18 protein-coding genes are annotated in these 18877 nt (G+C 74.6%); 7 read left to right on the plus strand and 11 right to left on the minus strand.

Annotated features, from left to right (window positions below; translation table 11 throughout):
* Positions 1 to 7 precede the first annotated feature (7 nt).
* From CP974_RS14570 to pdhA, 6 genes are all read right to left on the minus strand, one after another.
* The gene (locus CP974_RS14570; protein ID WP_051839703.1) at positions 8 to 1129 is read right to left on the minus strand and encodes a potassium channel family protein; all 1122 of its coding nucleotides are present in this window, start codon (positions 1127 to 1129) and stop codon (positions 8 to 10) included.
* The gene (locus CP974_RS14575; RefSeq protein ID WP_085921213.1) at positions 1126 to 2520 is read right to left on the minus strand and encodes a molybdopterin molybdotransferase MoeA; all 1395 of its coding nucleotides are present in this window, start codon (positions 2518 to 2520) and stop codon (positions 1126 to 1128) included. The genes CP974_RS14570 and CP974_RS14575 overlap by 4 nt, the downstream gene beginning before the upstream one ends.
* The gene (locus CP974_RS14580; protein WP_031133893.1) at positions 2517 to 3359 is read right to left on the minus strand and encodes an NTP transferase domain-containing protein; all 843 of its coding nucleotides are present in this window, start codon (positions 3357 to 3359) and stop codon (positions 2517 to 2519) included. Before CP974_RS14580 ends, CP974_RS14575 begins: the two co-directional genes overlap by 4 nt.
* Positions 3360 to 3544: 185 nt before the next feature.
* Positions 3545 to 4918: a dihydrolipoamide acetyltransferase family protein gene (locus tag CP974_RS14585; RefSeq protein ID WP_085921214.1), complete on the minus strand. Its 1374-nt coding sequence runs from the start codon at positions 4916 to 4918 to the stop codon at positions 3545 to 3547.
* Positions 4918 to 5946, minus strand: coding sequence for an alpha-ketoacid dehydrogenase subunit beta (locus CP974_RS14590; protein WP_031131838.1), 1029 nt, complete (start codon positions 5944 to 5946; stop codon positions 4918 to 4920). Before CP974_RS14590 ends, CP974_RS14585 begins: the two co-directional genes overlap by 1 nt.
* Positions 5943 to 7085, minus strand: coding sequence for a pyruvate dehydrogenase (acetyl-transferring) E1 component subunit alpha (pdhA, locus tag CP974_RS14595; RefSeq protein ID WP_031131840.1), 1143 nt, complete (start codon positions 7083 to 7085; stop codon positions 5943 to 5945). The genes CP974_RS14590 and pdhA overlap by 4 nt, the downstream gene beginning before the upstream one ends.
* Before the next feature lie 182 nt (positions 7086 to 7267).
* Between pdhA and CP974_RS14600 the strand changes: the two genes are divergently transcribed.
* Positions 7268 to 7795: an Lrp/AsnC family transcriptional regulator gene (locus CP974_RS14600; protein WP_373276698.1), complete on the plus strand. Its 528-nt coding sequence runs from the start codon at positions 7268 to 7270 to the stop codon at positions 7793 to 7795.
* Between the two features lie 312 nt (positions 7796 to 8107).
* On the opposite strand, the gene CP974_RS14605 is transcribed toward CP974_RS14600, so the two are convergent.
* Both CP974_RS14605 and CP974_RS14610 read right to left on the minus strand, forming a co-directional pair.
* On the minus strand, positions 8108 to 8701 hold the full coding sequence (locus tag CP974_RS14605) for a TetR/AcrR family transcriptional regulator (protein WP_031131844.1): 594 nt from the start codon (positions 8699 to 8701) through the stop codon (positions 8108 to 8110).
* Positions 8698 to 10317 carry a 3-hydroxyacyl-CoA dehydrogenase gene (locus CP974_RS14610; protein ID WP_085921215.1) on the minus strand — a complete coding sequence of 540 codons (1620 nt, stop codon included), beginning with the start codon at positions 10315 to 10317 and terminating at the stop codon, positions 8698 to 8700. Before CP974_RS14610 ends, CP974_RS14605 begins: the two co-directional genes overlap by 4 nt.
* 123 nt (positions 10318 to 10440) lie before the next feature.
* Between CP974_RS14610 and paaN the strand changes: the two genes are divergently transcribed.
* On the plus strand, positions 10441 to 12135 hold the full coding sequence (paaN, locus tag CP974_RS14615; protein ID WP_031131847.1) for a phenylacetic acid degradation protein PaaN: 1695 nt from the start codon (positions 10441 to 10443) through the stop codon (positions 12133 to 12135).
* A gap of 118 nt (positions 12136 to 12253) precedes the next feature.
* On the opposite strand, the gene CP974_RS14620 is transcribed toward paaN, so the two are convergent.
* The 3 genes from CP974_RS14620 to CP974_RS14630 are packed head-to-tail and all read right to left on the minus strand — an operon-like array spanning position 12254 to position 15017.
* Complete coding sequence (locus CP974_RS14620; RefSeq protein WP_031131849.1) at positions 12254 to 12925, minus strand: TrmH family RNA methyltransferase; 672 nt, start codon at positions 12923 to 12925, stop codon at positions 12254 to 12256.
* Positions 12922 to 14274: an HTTM domain-containing protein gene (locus CP974_RS14625; RefSeq protein WP_078915605.1), complete on the minus strand. Its 1353-nt coding sequence runs from the start codon at positions 14272 to 14274 to the stop codon at positions 12922 to 12924. Before CP974_RS14625 ends, CP974_RS14620 begins: the two co-directional genes overlap by 4 nt.
* Positions 14271 to 15017 (minus strand): DUF5819 family protein, encoded by a 747-nt coding sequence (locus CP974_RS14630; RefSeq protein ID WP_037937910.1) that lies wholly within the window; start codon positions 15015 to 15017, stop codon positions 14271 to 14273. The genes CP974_RS14625 and CP974_RS14630 overlap by 4 nt, the downstream gene beginning before the upstream one ends.
* 112 nt (positions 15018 to 15129) lie before the next feature.
* On the opposite strand from CP974_RS14630, the gene paaA reads away from it, so the two are divergent.
* Genes paaA through CP974_RS14655 form a run of 5 tightly spaced genes read left to right on the plus strand, consistent with a single transcriptional unit; the run spans position 15130 to position 18696 of the window.
* Positions 15130 to 16119, plus strand: coding sequence for a 1,2-phenylacetyl-CoA epoxidase subunit PaaA (gene paaA, locus CP974_RS14635; protein WP_031131854.1), 990 nt, complete (start codon positions 15130 to 15132; stop codon positions 16117 to 16119).
* A complete protein-coding gene (paaB, locus tag CP974_RS14640; protein WP_031131856.1) occupies positions 16116 to 16403 on the plus strand; it encodes a 1,2-phenylacetyl-CoA epoxidase subunit PaaB in 288 nt (95 codons plus the stop codon). The genes paaA and paaB overlap by 4 nt, the downstream gene beginning before the upstream one ends.
* Positions 16400 to 17140: a 1,2-phenylacetyl-CoA epoxidase subunit PaaC gene (gene paaC, locus CP974_RS14645; RefSeq protein WP_031131858.1), complete on the plus strand. Its 741-nt coding sequence runs from the start codon at positions 16400 to 16402 to the stop codon at positions 17138 to 17140. Before paaB ends, paaC begins: the two co-directional genes overlap by 4 nt.
* Complete coding sequence (gene paaD, locus CP974_RS14650; protein WP_031131859.1) at positions 17134 to 17634, plus strand: 1,2-phenylacetyl-CoA epoxidase subunit PaaD; 501 nt, start codon at positions 17134 to 17136, stop codon at positions 17632 to 17634. The genes paaC and paaD overlap by 7 nt, the downstream gene beginning before the upstream one ends.
* Positions 17635 to 18696 carry a 2Fe-2S iron-sulfur cluster-binding protein gene (locus CP974_RS14655; RefSeq protein WP_031131862.1) on the plus strand — a complete coding sequence of 354 codons (1062 nt, stop codon included), beginning with the start codon at positions 17635 to 17637 and terminating at the stop codon, positions 18694 to 18696.
* The last annotated feature ends 181 nt before the right edge of the window (positions 18697 to 18877 follow it).

The following is an 18877-nucleotide window of genomic DNA, read 5'->3' on the forward strand; positions in this document are numbered from 1 at the left end:
GGCGAGGCTACTCCGCCGGGAAGCCCGGCGCGGTGCCGTTGCGGTGCGGCTTCAGCGCGTTCCCGGCACCGTTGGGGCCGGGCGACCGCTTGATGGTGATGACCCGGTCGGTGAGCTGGAGGGGGCTGGCCTCGGGGTCGTCGTAGCCGATCAGCCGGTGGCCGCGCAGCACGCTCACCACCAGGTCGTCGGTGTCCCGGACACTGCGGCCCGCCTCGGCCTTGGTGACCGGCCGCTCCACGAGGTCCAGGCCGGTGCCCTGGTGGATCAGGTCCTCCAGCACCGTGCCGGCGCTGGGACTGAGCACGGACAGGCCGAGGAGCCGTCCGGCGGCGCTGGCGCTGGTGATGACGGCGTCGGCGCCGGACTGGCGCAGCAGCGGTGCGTTCTCCTCCTCGCGGACCGCGGCGATGATCTTGACGCCGCGGTTGAGCTGGCGGGCGGTGAGGGTGACGAGGACGGCGGTGTCGTCGCGCTGGGTGGCGACGATGATCTGGCGGGCCCGCTGCGCCTCGGCGCGCAGCAGCACGTCGCTGCGGGTGCCGTCGCCGACGACGCCGGTCAGACCCTCCGCGTTGACCATCTCGATCACCTTGTTGCTCGGGTCGACCACCACGACCTGCTGCTTCTTCAGGCCCGTGGCCATCAGGGTCTCCAGTGCGGAGCGCCCCTTCGTGCCGAAGCCGACGACGACGGTGTGGTCGCGCAAGGCCAACCTCCAACGCTTCTGGCGCCACTCCTCGCGGGTGCGCTCGGCGAGCACCTCGAGGGTGGTGCCGACCAGGATGATCAGGAACAGCACGCGCAGCGGGGTCACGACCAGCACGTTGACCAGGCGCGCGCTGTCGCTGGCCGGGACGATGTCGCCGTAGCCGGTCGTGGAGAGCGTGACGGTCGCGTAGTAGAGGGCGTCGAGCACGCTGACGTCTCCGTCGACCCCGTCCTTGTACCCCTCGCGGTCGATCACGACGATCACCACGGTGGTGAGCAGGACGAGCAGGGCGAGGAGGAGCCTTTTGCCGACCTGGCGGAGCGGGTGCTCGACGGTGGGCCGGGGCAGGCTGACCCGGCCGGTGCCCAGGTGGTCCTCTATCGCCTGCTCTCGGACCGCGCGGCCGCGGGGTTTCACGTGAAACACCGCCCCTGGGCGGGCGTCGGCCGCGCGGTCGAGGCCGGGGTGTCCGAGGGCCGGGGCGCCAGGGCCGGCGGCGCCGCGGCGAAGGCCGTCCACGGCAGGTCGAGGACCTCGACCTCGTCGCCGGGCCGCGCGCCGCCGGGCGGCACGACGGCGAGCCCGTCGGCGGCGGCGAGCCCGCGCAGCATGGCGGGGCCGGCGAAGTGCAGGGGGACGACCCGCCCGGCCCGGTGGACGACCGGCACGAGGCGGGTGTCGTCGGGGTGGCCCTGCACGGCGTCGCGCAGCGGGGCGCGGTACGGCTCGGGGGCGCGGCGCCCGGCGAGACCGCGCAGCAGCGGTTCGGCGAGGGTGAGGAGGCCCGACACGGCCGCGAGCGGGTTGCCGGGCAGCCCGACGAGGTGGCGGGAGGCGGTGAGGCGGGCCAGCAGCATGGGGTGTCCGGGCCGGACCCGTACGCCGTCCACGAGGAGGTCGGCGCCCGCCGCGCGCAGCACCGGGTGCACATGGTCGACGGGCCCCGCGGCGGTGCCCCCGGTCGTGACGACGAGGTCGGCTCCGCTGCCGGTGACGGCCCGGCGCAGCGCCTCGGCGTCGTCGCCCATGCGCCGGACGGCGGTGACCTCGGCACCGAGGGCGCGCAGCCAGGGGCCGAGCATCGGGCCGAGCGCGTCGCGGATGAGGCCGTCGTGCGGGACTCCGGAGGTGAGGAGTTCGTCGCCGAGGACGAGTACCTCGACGCGGGGCGGCTCGACGACGGTGAGCTCGTCGTACCCGGCCGCGGCGGCGAGGCCGAGGACGGCCGGGGTGACCGCGGTGCCGGCGGGCACGAGCTCGTCGCCGGTGCGGCACTCCTGACCGCGCGGGCGGATGTCCTGCCCGGGGACGACCTCGCGCCGGGCGTGCAGATGGCCGCCGCCCTGATCCGCACCGGGGCGTCCCGCGCGGCCCGGTTCCGCACGGGCGTGCTCGGAGCGGATGACGGCGGTCGTCTCGGCGGGCACGCGGGCGCCGGTCGCGATGCGCACGGCGACGCCGTCCGGCAGGGCGGGCAGTTCGGCGTGGCCGGCGAGGACGGAGTCCCCGGCGCGGATCTCCCAGGGGCCCGGTCCGGCGACGGCCCAGCCGTCCATGGCGGAGGTGTCGAACGGCGGCAGGTCGGTGAGGGCGGTCAGCGGCTCGGCGAGGACCTGTCCGACCGCCTGGCCGAGCGCCACGCGGCGGGTACGGGCGGCGGTGGCGCGGCCCGCCCGTGCCGCCGTGGCGCGCGCCCGCTCCCAGGGCGTGTCGCGGTGCCCGGGCGGGTGGGACGCGGCGCGGCCGGCCGGGGGCGGGCCGACCAGGGCGAGGGCTTCGTCGACTCCGTCGACGTCCTGCTCGGTCATTCCGGCCCGGCCTCGCGCGCCCAGCGGTCGGCGAGCGCCGCCGCCTTGCGGCTCGCCTCGGCCACGGCCTGCGGGCCGTCGCCCTCCGCCTTGGCCGCCGCGTATCCCACGAGGAACGTGGTGAGCGGCGCGGCGGGGCGGGCGACGCCGTGCGCGGCGTCGCGGGCGAGGTCGAGCAGCAGCGACGTGTCGACGTCGAGTTCGATGCCCAGTTCGGCCTTCACAGCGGTGATCCATTCGTCCAGCACGGTCCCATGCTCCCTGATGCGGGCCCGGGCCGCGGCGAGGTCGTCCCAGGTGTCGCAGTCGAAGGAGGCGAGCGGCTGGGCGTGGACCCGGGCGAGGTCCAGTTCCCGCGTCAGCAGACGCAGGGGCAACCCGGAGAGCGGGCCGTGCTCGGCGGCCAGGAGGGCGATCTCGCGGCGCAGCGGCTCCGTGCGGTACGCGGCGACGAGCGGCTGCTCGCGGCCGTCCGCGTCGACGGCCAGCGCCGCCTCGGCGGACGACGAGCCGAGCGTGTCGACGAGCCGGCGCACGGCGGCGCGGTCCAGGAACGGCAGGTCGCCGCCGAGGACGACGACCGTGTCGGCCTCGACGTGCCGCACCCCGGCGTCCAGCGCGGCGACGGGGCCGCCTCCGGGCGGTTCCTCCCGCGCCCAGACGACGGGCCGGGCGGTCGGCCGCCGGCCGCCGACGACCACGGCGCGTCCGGCATCGCGGCAGGCGTGCAGCACCCTGTCGAGCAGGGTCCGCCCGCCGACGCTCAGTCCGGGCTTGTCCGCACCGCCGAGGCGCCTCGCGGCGCCCCCTGCGAGCACGACGGCGTCGAATCGGGTCACGCGCCCAGTATGGTCGCCGCCGTCGCCGGCCGGACGGCGGCCCTGCCTCCCAAGGGACGGGGCGCCGGATCCCGGCGTGACTCGGCACCGCCTTCCGACGCGACGGCGCCGCTGCCTTCCGACACGACGGCGGCGCTTCGCGCCCGGAAGAGGCCCGGCCCCGGGGAGTGGGGCCGGGGCCCCGGCTACAGGGTGCGCAGCAGCACGGCGGGCTGCTCGACGCAGTCGGCGACGTACCGCAGGAACCCGCCCGCCGTACCGCCGTCGCACACCCGGTGGTCGAACGTCAGGGAGAGCTGGACGACCTGGCGGACCGCCAGCTCCCCGCCGTGCACCCACGGCTTGGGGATGATCCGGCCGACACCGAGCATCGCCGCCTCGGGGTGGTTGATGATCGGCGTGGAGCCGTCGACGCCGAACACGCCGTAGTTGTTCAGCGTGAACGTGCCGCCCGTCAGGTCCGCCGGGGTCAGCGCCCCGGCGCGGGCCACCTCGGTGAGGCGGGCGAACTCGGCCGTGAGGTCCTCGGCGGAGCGGCCGTGCGCGTCGCGGACGACCGGCACGACGAGCCCGCGGTCGGTCTGGGCGGCGAAGCCCAGGTGCACCTCGGGCAACCGGACGATCTCGCGGGCCTCCAGGTCCACGCGGGAGTTCAGCTCCGGATAGCGGGCGAGCGCCGCGGTGCAGATCCGGGCGAACAGCGCCAGGACGGAGATCTTCGGACCTCCGGCGGCGTTCATCGCGGCGCGGGCCGCCATGAGCTCCGTCGCGTCGGCGTCGACCCAGCACGTGGCGTCCGGGATCTCCCGGCGGCTGCGGGTCAGCTTGTCGGCGACCGCACCGCGCACCCCGCGCAGCGGCACCCGCTCCACGGCGGCGCCCGCCGGCGCGGCGGCCGGTACGGCGGGGGCCGGGGCCGTCTCCGCCGGGGCCTGCGCCGTCGAGGCGTGCTCGACGTCCACCCGCAGGATCAGCCCGTCGGGGCCGGATCCGCGCACCTGCCGCAGGTCGATCCCGCGCTCCCGCGCGAGCTTCCGCACGAGCGGCGAGATCACCGGCACCGGTCCTTCCACCGGTGCGGCGGGCGCCCGCGCGGCCGTCGGCGCCGCGGGCGCGGCCGGCGCGGCGGCCCGCGGCGCGGCGGGGGCGCTCGGCGCCGCCGGGCGGACGCGCCGCCTGCGCGCCGTGGACGTACTCGTGCCGTAGCCGACCAGCACGTTCCCGGAGCCCTCGTCGGCGGGCTCGGAGGAGCCGCCCGCGGCGGGTCCGGCCGCAGCCCCGGCGCCACCGGAGGCGGCGGGCGCCTCCTCCTCGGCACCGACGGCGACGGTCAGCAGCGGGGCGCCGACGGGCAGCTCCTCGCCCTCCTCGCCGAAGCGGGCGGTGACGACGCCGCCGTAGGGGCAGGGCACCTCCACCATCGCCTTGGCGGTCTCGACCTCCACCACGGGCTGGTCGATGGCGACGACGTCGCCGACCGACACGAGCCAGCGCACGATCTCGGCCTCGGTGAGCCCCTCACCGAGGTCCGGCAGCTTGAACTCCAGCACCCGGGCCATCAGCTCTGCGCCTCCCACTGGAGCCGGGCGACCGCGTCGAGGATCCGGTCGACTCCCGGCAGGTGGTGCCGCTCCAGCATGGGCGGCGGGTACGGGATGTCGAACCCGGTCACCCGCAGCACCGGCGCCTCCAGGTGGTGGAAGCACCGCTCGGTGACCCGCGCGGCGATCTCCGCACCGGGCCCGGCGAAGCCGGTGGCCTCGTGGACCACGACCGCGCGGCCCGTGCGCCGCACCGACGCGCAGACCGTCTCGTCGTCGAACGGCACCAGCGAGCGCAGGTCGACGACCTCCAGGTCCCAGCCCTCGGCGCGGGCCGCCTCGGCGGCTTCCAGGCAGACCGGCACGGACGGGCCGTAGGAGATCAGCGTGGCGCTGCGTCCGCCGCGGCGCACCACGGCGCGGCCGATCGGCTCCACCGCCGCCGGGTTCTCCGGCGACCAGTCGGACTTCGACCAGTACAGCCGCTTGGGCTCCAGGAAGACGACCGGGTCGTCGGAGGCGATGGCGGCGCGCAGCAGCCCGTAGGCGTCCTCGACCGTCGCCGGGGTGACGACGTGGAGCCCCGGGGTCGCCATGTAGTAGACCTCGGACGAGTCGCTGTGGTGCTCGACGCCGCCGATGCCGCCGCCGTACGGCACGCGGACGACCAGCGGCATCGGCATGGCGCCCCGCGTGCGGTTGCGCATCCGGGAGACATGGCTGACGAGCTGCTCGAACGCCGGGTAGGCGAAGGCGTCGAACTGCATCTCGACGACCGGCCGCAGCCCGTACATCGCCATGCCGACGGCCGTGCCGAGGATGCCCGCCTCGGCGAGCGGGGTGTCCGTGCAGCGGTCCTCGCCGAACTCCTTGGCCAGGCCGTCGGTGACGCGGAAGACGCCGCCGAGCGTGCCCACGTCCTCCCCCATCACGTGGACGGTGGGGTCCTCGGCCATCGCGTCGCGCATGGCCCGGTTGAGGGCCTGCGCCATGGTGGCGGGCTTGGCCGCCGTCCTGGCCGCCGCCCTGGTCGCCACGGTGGTCATCGGTCGTCGCCTTCCGCTTCGGCGTCCAGTTCGGCCCGCAGCTGCGCGGCCTGCTCCCGCAGCTGCGCGGTCTGCTCCGCGTAGACGTGGGTGAACAGGTCCATCGGGTCGAGTACGGCGTCGGCGTTCATCCGCTCACGCAGCCGCGCCGCCATGTCCTCGGCCTGGTCGGCCGCCTCCCGGATCCCGTCCTCGTCGATGAGCCCACGCTCCGTCAGCTCGCGCTCCAGAAGCTTCACCGGGTCGTGCCGCCGCCACGCCTCGACCTCGTCGTCCACCCGGTAGCGGGTCGCGTCGTCGGCGTTGGTGTGGGCGTCGATCCGGTACGTGACCGCCTCGACGAGGGTGGGGCCGCCGCCGCGCCGGGCGCGGGCCACCGCCTCGGAGAGCACCTGGTGCACGGCCGCGGCGTCGTTGCCGTCGACCAGCCGGCCGGGCATGCCGTAACCGACGGCCTTGTGGGCGAGCGAGGGGGCCGCGGTCTGCTTCGCGAGCGGCACGGAGATCGCGAATCCGTTGTTCTGCACGAGGAAGACGACGGGCGCCTGCCACACGGCGGCGAAGTTCAGCGCCTCGTGGAAGTCGCCCTCGCTGGTGCCGCCGTCGCCGATCATCGCCAGCGCCACGACGTCGTCGCCCCGCAGGCGCGCCGCGTGGGCCAGGCCCACGGCGTGCGGGAGCTGTGTGGCGAGCGGGGTGGACAGGGGGGCGATACGGTGCTCGCGCGGGTCGTACCCGGTGTGCCAGTCGCCCCGCAGCAGGGTCAGCGCCTCGACGGGGTCGAGTCCGCGCGCCACGGCCGCCAGCGTGTCCCGGTACGACGGGAACAGCCAGTCCCGCTCCTCCAGGACGAGTGCCGCCGCCACCTCGCAGGCCTCCTGGCCCGTGCTGGACGGGTACACGGCGAGCCGGCCCTGCTTGGTCAGCGCCGTCGCCTGCGTGTTGTACCGGCGGCCGCGCACCAGCTCGGCGTAGAGCCGGCGCAGCACGTCGGGGGCGAAGCCGCCCGCCGCCTCCGTGCCCAGCACCCGGTACGGCTCGGGGTCCGGGAGCAGCGGCGCGGGGTCCGTACGCGGCTTCCACGCCGGCGGCGGAACGGGTCGGTAAGAGGCCGCGCCGGGCAGCTCTTGGACCGTCATGACAGCACCTCCTCGTGGGAGTGGGCACAAGACCCGAGGGGCGGCGCGAATGTGGCGCGCCTCACCTACCGATTGTTCGGTCGTGGAGCCAATTTGGCTACAGGCGCCCCGAGCCTGTGGACAAACGGTTTTGCACAGCCTGGGATAGGGGCAGGTCGTCCACGAGAGAGAGGCGGGGGGACATGGGAGCTGAACAAATGGCCGACGGCGGGGAACAGGTGCCGCCGGACGGCGACCGCGCCGCGCCGCCGCGCCCGCTCGACGCCATCGACCGCGACATCCTGCGGATCCTCCAGACGGATGGCCGGGCGTCCATACGGTCGGTCGCCGAGCGGGTCCACGTGTCGCGCGCGAACGCGTACGCACGGATCAACCGGCTCATCGACGACGGGGTGATCCGCGGCTTCAGCGCCCGCGTGAACCACGAGCGGGCGGGGCAGGGGGCGTCCGCGTACATCACGCTGAAGATCGTCCAGAATTCCTGGCGCACGGTGCGCGAGCAGCTGCGGGCGCTGCCGGGGGCGGCGCACATCGCCCTGGTCAGCGGGGACTTCGACGTACTGCTGCTGGTGCACACCCCGGACAACCGCACGCTGCGGGAGCTGGTGCTGACCAGGCTCCAGGCGATCCCGGAGGTGCTGTCCACGCGCACGCTGCTGGTGTTCGAGGAGACCGACCTCAACCGCCCGCCGGCGGTGGACGAGGTGTGAGGCGCCCGCGGTGCGGGCCGCGCCGGGCACACCGGGGCGGGCTCCACGCGACGGGGGAGGACGGGGCCAGGGCCAGGGTCGGGGCCGGGCGCCGGACCGGCGGCAGCGGGCGCGGCAGGCGGCCGGGGAGGGAACGGCCGGCACGGGGCCGGCCCCGGCCACACGGGAGGCGGCCGCACCGGGGGCGGCCGGGGCGGCCGGGGCGGCCCGGCGGGAAGAGCCTGGGCACCCCGGCGCAAGGAGCCGGGGCATCCGGGTGGGAGAAGCCGGACCGACGGAGGGGGCCGGCCCGGGACGGCCCCGGGCGGGGCGTCAGTGGCCGGTGCGGAGTCCGTCGAAGGCCAGGCGTACCACCGTGTCCGCCACCTGCCGGCGGCCGGCGTCGTCGCCGGGCTGCGGCCGGTACCACTCGACCAGCGAGTTGACCATGCCGAACAGCAGCCTGGTGGCGATCTTTATGTCCACGTCGGAGCGCAGGTCCCCGTCGGCCGCCGCGGCCTTCATCAGCTCGGCGACCCGGTGGTCGAACTCGCGGCGCCGCTCCAGCGCCCACCGCTCCGTCCGGGTGTTGCCGCGCACCCTCAGCAGCAGCGTCACGTACGGCAGTTCGTCCACCAGCACCTCGACCGTGCGGCGCGTGACGTACTCGACGCGCTCGACCGCCCTGCCCCGCCCGGCGGGCGGCTCGTCCAGGACGGCGAACAGCCCGTCCAGGGCCCGGCTCACGGCCCGCCGCAGCAGCTCCTCCTTGCCCGCCACGTGGTGGTAGATCGAGGACTTGGAGATCCCGGCGGCCTTGGAGAGGTGCTCCATGGACGTGCCGTCGTAGCCGCGCTCGTTGAAGACCCGGACGGCGACGGAGAGCAGCGTCTCCGGCGTGTACGTGTCACGCCTGGCGGTGGTCATCGCCCGTCCTCCCGCCGCTCGCCCGCGGTGCCCGCCGGGTCGGCGGTGTCGGGCGCTCCGCCGGCCGCGTCCGGCGCACCGGCCCCGTCCTCGGCGTAGGAGTGGCGGTACAGCGCGAGGGACGGCGCGTACCGGCCGGAGGGGTCGCGCCGGTGCATCTCCTCCAGGACCTCGTACGCCCAGCCCCGGCCGAGCCTGCGGCCCCACTCGATCGGCCCCAGCGGGTAGTTGACGCCGAGCCGCATCGCGGTGTCCACGTCCTCCTCGGAGGCGACGCCCTTGGCGACCGCCTCGCGCGCGAGGTCGACGAGGCGCGCCACGGTCCGCGCGACGATCATGCCGGGCACGTCGCCGATGACGCTGACCTTCTTGCCGAGCGCCTGGAACAGGCCGGTCGCCTGGGCGAGCGTCTCCGGGGACGTGTCGGGCCCGGCGGCCAGGGCGATGCGGGTCGCCTCGCGGTAGTCGAGGGCGAGGTCGAAGTAGACGACGTCGCTGAACTCGACGGAGGTCTGGCCGTCGGCCGGGGCGAGCTGGCCGCCGCTCGGCAGCTCCAGGCGCGTGCCGCCGTCCTCCTCCTGCTGCCGGAGGGGCACACCGGACGCGCGGATCATGTCGAGCAGCTCACCGAAGGGCGCGAGGTCCCCCTCGACCACGACGTACGCGGGCGGGTCGGCCGGCTCCGCCGTGTGCGGCTCGGGTCGCTGGACGCCCTGGTCGTCGTACGCGTACCAGCCCCGCCCGGTCTTGCGGCCGAGCATCCCCGCCTCGACCAGGCGCCGCTGGGCGAGCGAGGGGCGGAACCGGGGGTCCTGGAAGAACGCCTCCCACACCGAGGTGGTGACGGCCTCGTTGACGTCCTGGCCGATGAGGTCGGTCAGCTCGAACGCGCCCATGCGGAAGCCGCCGGACTCGCGCAGCACGGCGTCGATGGTGGCCGGGTCCGCGGCCCGCTCCTCGTACACCGCGAACGCCTCGGCGTAGAAGGGGCGGGCGAGGCGGTTGACGATGAAGCCGGGGGTGTCGGCGCAGGCCACGGGGGTCTTGCCCCAGGCGCGGGCCGTCTCGTACGCGCGCGTGGCGCAGGCGGTGTCCGTGGCGAAGCCGCTGACGACCTCGACGAGCGGCAGCAGCGGCGCCGGGTTGAAGAAGTGCATGCCCACGAAGCGGCCGGGCAGGCGCAGCGCCCCGCCGATCGCGGTGACGGAGAGCGAGGAGGTGTTGGTGGCCAGGAGGCAGTCGTCGCCCACCACCTTCTCCAGGGCCTTGAACAGCTCCTGCTTGACGTCGAGGCGCTCCACGACCGCCTCCACGACGAGGGCGGCGTCGGCCAGCTCGTCCAGGCCCGCGGCCGGGTGGAGGCGCGCGGCGGCGGCGTCCCGCTCCTCGGGGGCCATCCGGCCCTTGGCGACCAGCCGGTCCAGCCGACCGGCGACGGCCCGCGCGGCCTGCTCGGCTCGGCCGGGTGCGGCGTCGTAGAGGCGTACGGGATGGCCGGCGACCAGCGCGACCTGCGCGATCCCCTGGCCCATGGTCCCCGCCCCGACGACGGCGACGGTCCGGTCGGGTGCGACGGCGGCCCCGGCCGCCCGTGTGGTGGCGCCTGTGTCGGTCATGTCAGTGATCCTCCCCGATGCGTTTTCCACAGGTTCGAGAGACCCCCTTGTCCCGACCGATCGTTCGGTTACTCTAGCTCTGTCCGCCTGTCCCTGCCCAGCTCACCGAGGAGTTGGTCCGCCATGGCCGCCGCGCAGCTGACCCCCGCCCACCTGTCCGAGAGGCACCGGCCCACGCTCGACCAGGCGCTGGAGGCGATCCGTACGCGCGCCTACTGGTCGCCGCACCCGGAGCACCCGAAGGCGTACGGGGAGAACGGCTCGCTGAGCGCCGCCGAGGGCCTGGCGGCCCACCAGGCGGTCCTGGGCTCACGCTTCGAGCTGGACCAGCCCGGCACGGACGGCTGGACGGGCGGCGAGGTCTCCCCGTACGGCCCGGCGCTCGGCGTCGAGTACCCGCACGCGGACATGGACGTGCTCCTGCCGGCGATGCGTGCCGCGATGGGCGCCTGGCGCGAGGCGGGCGCGGAGACGCGCGCGCTGGTCTGCCTGGAGGTCCTGGCCCGCGTCAGCGCCCGTACGCACGAGTTCGCCCACGCGGTGATGCACACCAGCGGACAGGCGTTCATGATGGCCTTCCAGGCGGGCGGCCCCCACGCGCAGGACCGGGGCCTGGAGGCGGTGGCGTACGCGTACGCGGAGCAGACGCGCACGCCGCGGGACGCCGAGTGGTCCAAGCCCCAGGGCAAGCGGGACCCGCTGGAGCTGCGCAAGACGTTCACCCCGGTCGGCCGCGGCATCGCCCTGATGATCGGCTGCAACACCTTCCCGACGTGGAACGGCTACCCGGGCCTGTTCGCCTCCCTGGCCACGGGCAACGCCGTCCTGGTCAAGCCCCACCCGCGCGCGGTCCTGCCGCTCGCCCTGACCGTCCGGATCGCGCGGGAGGTGCTGGCCGAGGCGGGCTTCGACCCGAACCTGGTGGCACTGGCCGCCGAGCGCCCCGGCGAGGGCATCGCCAAGTCGCTGGCCGTGCGCCCCGAGGTCCGGATCATCGACTACACGGGCTCCACCGAGTTCGGCGACTGGCTGGAGACCCACGCCCGGCAGGCCCAGGTCTACACGGAGAAGGCCGGCGTCAACACGGTCGTCGTGGACTCGACGGACGACTACAAGGGCATGCTGGCGAACCTCGCCTTCTCGCTGTCCCTCTACAGCGGCCAGATGTGCACCACCCCGCAGAACCTGCTGATCCCCCGCGACGGCATCGCCACGGACGCCGGCCACAGGTCGTACGACGAGGTGGTGAGCGATCTGGCCGCCGCCGTGGACGGCCTGCTCGGCGACGACGCCCGGGCGAACGGCCTGCTGGGCGCCCTGGTCAACGCGGACGTGAAGGCCCGCCTGGAGGCCGCGGCCGGACTGGGCGAGGTGGCCCTGGCGTCCCGCGAGGTCGCCAACCCTGACTTCCCGGACGCCGTGGTGCGCACGCCGCTGATGGTGAAGCTGGACGGCGCCAAGCCGGACGACGAGGCCGCGTACATGGCGGAGTGCTTCGGCCCCGTGTCCTTCGCCGTGGCCGTGGACTCCACCGCCGACGCGCTGGAGCTGCTGCGGCGCACGGTCCGTGAGAAGGGCGCGATGACCGTCGGCGCGTACACGACCTCGCCGGACGTGGAGCGCGCCGTCGAGGAGGTCTGCCTGGAGGAGTCGGCGCAGCTGTCGCTGAACCTGACGGGCGGCGTGTACGTCAACCAGACCGCCGCCTTCTCCGACTTCCACGGCTCGGGCGGCAACCCGGCCGCGAACGCCGCGCTGTGCGACGGCGCCTTCGTCGCCAACCGCTTCCGGGTGGTGGAGGTCCGCCGCCCGGCGTGACGCCCCGGCGCAAGGCCCCCGGTCGCCCCGCCGGCGGTGGCCGGGGGCCTTCCCCTTGCCGCCACGGCGGCCGGTCTCGGCGGGCGGGGCCCGGCTCGGCCCCCGCCCCCGACCCCGCTCAGGCGGGGGAGTCGCCGATCTCCGCGTACCGCTGGACCCAGGCGTGCATGGCGATGGCCGCCGCCGCCCCGGCGTTGATGGACCGCGTCGAGCCGAACTGCGCGATGGAGCACACCATCGCCGCGTGCTCGCGGGCCTCCTCCGTGAGGCCAGGCCCCTCCTGACCGAAGAGCAGCACACAGCGGCGCGGCAGGACCGTCCGCTCCAGCGGGACCGCTCCCGGCAGGTTGTCGATGCCGATGACCGGCAGCCCCTCCGCCGCCGCCCAGGACGTCAGCGACCCGGTGTCCGGGTGGTGGCGGACGTGCTGGTACCGGTCGGTCACCATGGCGCCGCGCCGGTTCCAGCGGCGGCGGCCGACGATGTGGACCTCCTTCGCCAGGAAGGCGTTGGCGGTCCGCACGACGGACCCGATGTTGAAGTCGTGGCCCCAGTTCTCCACCGCCACGTGGAAGTCGTGGCGGCGGGTGTCCAGGTCGGCGACGATCGCCTCGCGCGTCCAGTACCGGTAGCGGTCGACCACGTTGCGCCGGTCGCCCTCGGCGAGCAGCTGGGGGTCGTACCGCCCGTCCTCAGGCCAGGGCAGCGGGTGCGGCCCGACGCCGACCCCGGGGCCGTAGCCGTCGTCGTACTGGAGGGGGGTGTCGTCCGTCCGCGTCTCGCTGCTCACCCGACGAGGGTACGGGGCGCGGGGTCGCCGGGCGCCGGGCCCCGCGCCACCTCGCCGGCCCCGCCCGCGGGCGACCCCTCGGACGCGCCCGTCGGCCCGTCCGCGCCCCGCCGGGGCCGCAGCCGCCGCCCGGCCCGGCGGACCCGGCGCTCCAGCCACACCAGGAAGACCGTCGGCAGGAAGACCGCGTCGGCGGTGATCATGGCGAGGGAGAAGGCCGGCAGGCCCAGCAGCAGGGCGATCCCGGCGTGCTCCATCATCATCACCGCGAGCAGCACGTTCTTGACGCGGCGGTTGAAGAGGGTGAAGGGGAAGGCCACCTGCACGATCACCGTGCCGTACGTGATGAGCATGACCACCACGCTGGCGCCGGCGAGGAGGTCGGACACGGCGGGCCAGGGACTGAAGTAGTCCAGCTGCAGCGGGTAGTACAGGGCGGTGCCGTCCTGCCAGCGCGAGCCCTGGATCTTGTACCAGCCGGCGGTCGCGTAGATCAGGCAGACCTCCGCCATGATCACCGCGAGGGTGGCGTTGTGCAGCAGGTTGGCCATGACGTCGAGCAGGATGCGCGGCTGGCCGGGGGCGAAGCGGCACACCAGCCACCACGCGCCCTGAGCGAGCCACAGCAGCCACAGCAGCACCACGATCCACGGCTCGCCGCTCCGGTCGCGGAACAGCAGCACGGCCACGAGCCCGAGGCCCAGGACGGCCCAGAGCGCGACTCCCGCCGGGTCGGACGGCCGCGCCCCGGCGGGGTGGCGGGCCTGCCGGGTCCTTCGGCGGGCGTCCAGCGACCAGACGCGCCCGCACCGGGTGAGGACGAGGTAGATCGCCATGAGGTGGATGACGTTGTCGCCGCCGTCGCCCATGAAGACGGAGCGATTCTGCAGCGACAGGACGCCCACCATGAACAGCGCGGAGGTCGCGCGGGTGCGCCAGCCGACCAGCAGCAGCGCGCTGGAGAGGACGGCGAGTGCGTAGACGGCCTCGAACCACACCACCGAGTCCGACCACATCAGGGCGGTGAAGGAGCGGTTGTCCGCGATGAGCTCCCGCGCCATCTGCCAGCCCCACGGGCCGTCGGGGCCGTAGAGCTCGTGGCGGTGCGGGAACTCGCGGAGGAGGAAGATCAGCCAGGTCGCGGCGAACCCGATCCGCACCACCGCGCTCTGGTACGGGCCGAGGACGGAGCCGGTGACGCGCTGGACGGCCCCGGCGAGGCGCCGGTCGGCGCCGGGACGGCCGGCGGCCGGGGGCTCGGGACGCGCCGAGGGTGCGGAGTGCGCGGGGGACGGCGTTTCGGAGGCGGGCGCCGGGGCGGGGGCGGGGACGCGGGGGCTCTGCTTCACCGTGCCTCCTCCGGGGTGCGGCCGACGGTCACGCCGCCCGCCAGGTCGGCGGCGGTCACGGTCCACCAGGGCAGCATCCGGTAGTACGGACGGGTGTCGTTCTTCTCGCGGCTCCACGGCGGGGCGGCGACGCCCGTGGTCGAGGAGCGCACCTGTATCCGCTCGACCCTGCCGCCCAGGTCGTGGTGGTCCAGCCGCATGAGGGCGATGCGGCGTATGTAGCGCTCGGAGAGGCCGGCGCGCAGGCTGCCCGCCCGGTCGTCGTCGCCGTGCTGGTTGGCGTAGAAGTCCCAGGCCCGCCGCAGCTCGTTCTGCTGCACATGGCTGGGGAAGGGGTTGCCGCGGATCGCGGCGGCGTCCTCGGCGGTCAGGTCGATCCACGGGGTGACACGGCGGGTGCCCTCGGCGGACACCTCGGCACGGACCTGGACGGCGACGTTCTGCTGGAGGGGGTTGGGCGCGAAGAGCTTCCAGTTCTGCTCGAACTCCGGCATCACCCAGGCGTCGACGGTCTCGCCGTGCTGCTTGCTCAGCGTGTTCGACGGCGCGACGTGCAGGAAGACCATCCCGACGTGGAAGCAGGCGACGAGTCCGACCACCGCGAGGGCGAGCGCACCGGCCACCTGGTAGGGGAGGGAGAGCGCCGCCAGGCCGCCGCGCTCCAGCGTCCTGCCGGGGTCTTCGGGGCCCTGCTCGCCGACCGCGTGTCCGGCGCGTCCGCGCTGTCCGTCGTACGACTCCATCCCGCCCCGTTCCCCGTCTGGCCGCCCCGGTTATCCACAGGGTTGACACCATACGGGCCGCCGACTCACCATTGAAGTCATTCAACCGAACGATCGGTCGGTAGGGGGCCCGATGACGGCAGTGACTGCGGACTCGCAGGAGGCGTACGAAGCGGTGTTCAACGCCGCCGTGGCCGCCGACGAGCGCATCGAACCGCGCGACTGGATGCCGGAGGCCTATCGCGCCACGCTCATCCGGCAGATCGCCCAGCACGCGCACTCCGAGATCATCGGCATGCAGCCCGAGGCGAACTGGATCACCCGCGCTCCCTCCCTGCGGCGCAAGGCGATCCTGATGGCCAAGGTGCAGGACGAGGCGGGCCACGGGCTGTACCTCTACAGCGCCGCCGAGACCCTGGGCGTCAGCCGCGACGAGCTGCTCGACAAGCTCCACTCCGGCCGCCAGAAGTACTCCTCCATCTTCAACTACCCCACGCTGACCTGGGCCGACGTCGGCGCCATCGGCTGGCTCGTGGACGGCGCCGCGATCACCAACCAGGTGCCGCTGTGCCGCTGCTCCTACGGGCCGTACGCCCGCGCGATGGTCCGCGTCTGCAAGGAGGAGTCCTTCCACCAGCGGCAGGGCTACGAGGCGCTGCTCGCCCTCTCGAAGGGCACCCCCGCCCAGCACGCGATGGCCCAGGACGCCGTCGACCGCTGGTGGTGGCCGTCCCTGATGATGTTCGGCCCGCCCGACGACGAGTCGGCGCACTCCGCGCAGTCCATGGCCTGGAAGATCAAGCGCCACTCGAACGACGAGCTGCGCCAGCGCTTCGTCGACATCTGCGTCCCGCAGGCCGAGTCCCTGGGCCTGACCCTCCCCGACCCGGACCTCCGGTGGAACGAGGAGCGGGGCCACTACGACTTCGGCGCCATCGACTGGTCGGAGTTCCGCGAGGTCCTCAAGGGCAACGGCCCGTGCAACGAGCAGCGGATCACGCAGCGCCGCCGCGCCCACGAGGAGGGCGCGTGGGTCAGGGAGGCCGCGGCGGCGTACGCCGCAAGGCACAGCGATCGGAAGACGGGCGACGAGACCCGCGAGACCGGGGAGGCGACGGCATGACGACCAGCGACTGGCCGCTGTGGGAGGTATTCGTGCGCTCGCGCCGCGGACTGTCCCACACCCACGCGGGGAGCCTGCACGCCCCGGACGCCCAGATGGCCCTGCGCAACGCCCGCGACCTGTACACCCGGCGCAACGAGGGCGTGTCCATCTGGGTCGTCCCCGCCACCGCGATCACCGCCTCGTCGCCGGACGAGAAGGACCCGTTCTTCGAGCCGTCCGCCGACAAGCCCTACCGCCACCCGACGTTCTACGAGATCCCCGAGGGGGTGCAGCACCTGTGACGACCACCCTGAACGCGGCGGCCCTCGCCCTCGGCGACGACGCGCTGGTGCTCTCCCACCGGCTGGGGGAGTGGGCCGGCCACGCGCCCGTGCTGGAGGAGGAGGTCGCCCTCGCCAACATCGCGCTGGACCTGCTCGGGCAGGCCCGCGTCCTGCTCTCCCTCGTGGGCGACGAGGACGAGCTGGCGTACCTCCGCGAGGAGCGGGCGTTCCGCAACGTCCAGCTGGTCGAGCAGCCCAACGGCGACTTCGCCCACACGATCGCCCGCCAGCTCTACTTCTCCACCTACCAGCGCCTGCTGTACGGGCGCCTCGCCGCCGCCGCGCCCCGCCCCGGCGACGCGTCCGGCGAGGCCCTGCGGGGCCTGGCCGCGAAGGCGGTCAAGGAGGTGGCCTACCACCAGGACCACGCCGAGCAGTGGACGCTGCGGCTCGGCGACGGCACCCCCGAGAGCCACGACCGGATGCAGCGGGCCTGCGACGCGCTGTGGCGCCTCACCGGCGAGCTGTTCCAGCCCGTCGAGGGCGTGGACGTCGACTGGCGGGAGATGGAGGACGACTGGCTGGCGTCGGTCTCCGCCGTGCTCGCCCGGGCGACCCTGACCCTCCCCGAGGGGCCGAGGAACACGGCCTGGAGCGCGGGCGCCGGACGCCAGGGCGTGCACACCGAGCCGTTCGGGCGGATGCTCGCGGAGATGCAGCACCTGCACCGCAGCCATCCGGGGGCGTCGTGGTGACCATGACACCGCTCGAGGAGGAGCTGAGCCGGCTGGCCGGTTCGGTCCCCGACCCCGAGATGCCCGTGCTCACCCTGGAGGAGCTGGGCGTCATCAGGGGCGTGCGGGTGGAGGACCAGGGCAGGGTGACGGTCGAGCTGACCCCCACCTACACCGGATGCCCCGCCATCGAGGCGATGTCCTCGGACATCGAGCGGGTCCTGCACGACCGGGGCGTCGAGGACGTCGCCGTCGTCACGGTCCTCTCCCCCGCCTGGTCCACGGACGACATCAGCGACGAGGGCCGCCGCAAGCTCGCCGAGTTCGGCATAGCCCCGCCCCGGACGCAGCGGCAGCGGTCCGGGGACCCCGTGCCGCTGACGCTCGCCATCCGCTGCCCGCACTGCGGCTCCACCGACACCGAGCTGCTGAGCAGGTTCTCCTCGACCGCGTGCAAGTCGCTGCGCCGCTGCGCCACCTGCCGCGAACCCTTCGACCACTTCAAGGAGTTGTAGATGTTCCATCCGCTCCGGGTGACCGAGGTCGAACGGCTCACGGACGACTCGGTGGCCGTCACCCTCGCGGTGCCGCCAGAGCTCCGGGAGGCGTTCCGCCACACCCCCGGCCAGCACCTGACGATGCGCCGGACCTCCGCCGCCGGCGAGGAGATCCGCCGTACGTACTCGATCTGCTCCCCGGCCGCCGGTCCGGGCGAGGACCCGGTGCTGCGCGTGGGCATCCGGCTGGTCGAGGGCGGAGAGTTCTCCACGTACGCGCTGAAGGAGCTGTCCGCCGGGGACACGGTGGAGGTCATGGAGCCGATGGGCCGGTTCGTCCTGCCGCCCCGGCCGGGCCACTTCGCCGCGGTCGTCGGCGGCAGCGGGATCACCCCCGTGCTGTCCATCGCCTCGTCGCTGCTGGCGCGCGAGCCGAAGGCCCGCTTCTGCCTGATCCGCAGCGACCGGACGGCCGCCTCCACCATGTTCCTCGACGAGGTCGCCGACCTGAAGGACCGCTACCCGGACCGCTTCCAGCTGGTCACGGTGCTGTCGCGGGAGGAGCAGCAGACCGGGCTGCCGTCCGGCCGGCTGGACGAGGAGCGGCTGACCGGCCTCCTCCCGGCGCTGCTCGCCGTGGACGACGTGGACGGCTGGTTCCTGTGCGGGCCGTTCGGGCTGGTCCAGGGTGCCGAGCGGGCGCTGCGGGGCCTGGGCGTACCGAAGAGCCGGGTCCACCAGGAGATCTTCCACGTGGACGACGGCTCCGCCACGGCCCGCCGCCCCGCGCCGGGCGAGGTCGCCGCGGCGACGCTGACGGCGACGCTGGACGGGCGGTCCGGGTCGTGGCCGGTCCAGGACGGGGAGTCCCTGCTGGAGACGGTGCTGCGCGGCCGGTCGGACGCGCCGTACGCCTGCAAGGGAGGGGTGTGCGGCACATGCCGGGCCTTCCTCGTCTCCGGGGAGGTGCGAATGGACCGCAACTACGCCCTGGAGACCGAGGAGACGGAAGCCGGCTACGTCCTGGCGTGCCAGTCGCACGCGATGACCCCCGAGGTCGAGCTCGACTTCGACCGCTGACGGCACCGCGATCACCCACAGGTCCGCCCTGGGCCCGGCCCCGTTCGCGGGGCCGGGCCCACTCGCGGAACGGGTCCGCGTACGCATCGGGCCCGCGCACGGGCCGGGCTGAGACATCGGCGCCGGGTCGGCCCTGCCGCCCAGCCCGCCGCCCGGCGAGCGCGGCGCCATCCGGTACCGG

This window comes from Streptomyces fradiae ATCC 10745 = DSM 40063 (assembly GCF_008704425.1).
GTDB lineage: Bacteria > Actinomycetota > Actinomycetes > Streptomycetales > Streptomycetaceae > Streptomyces > Streptomyces fradiae.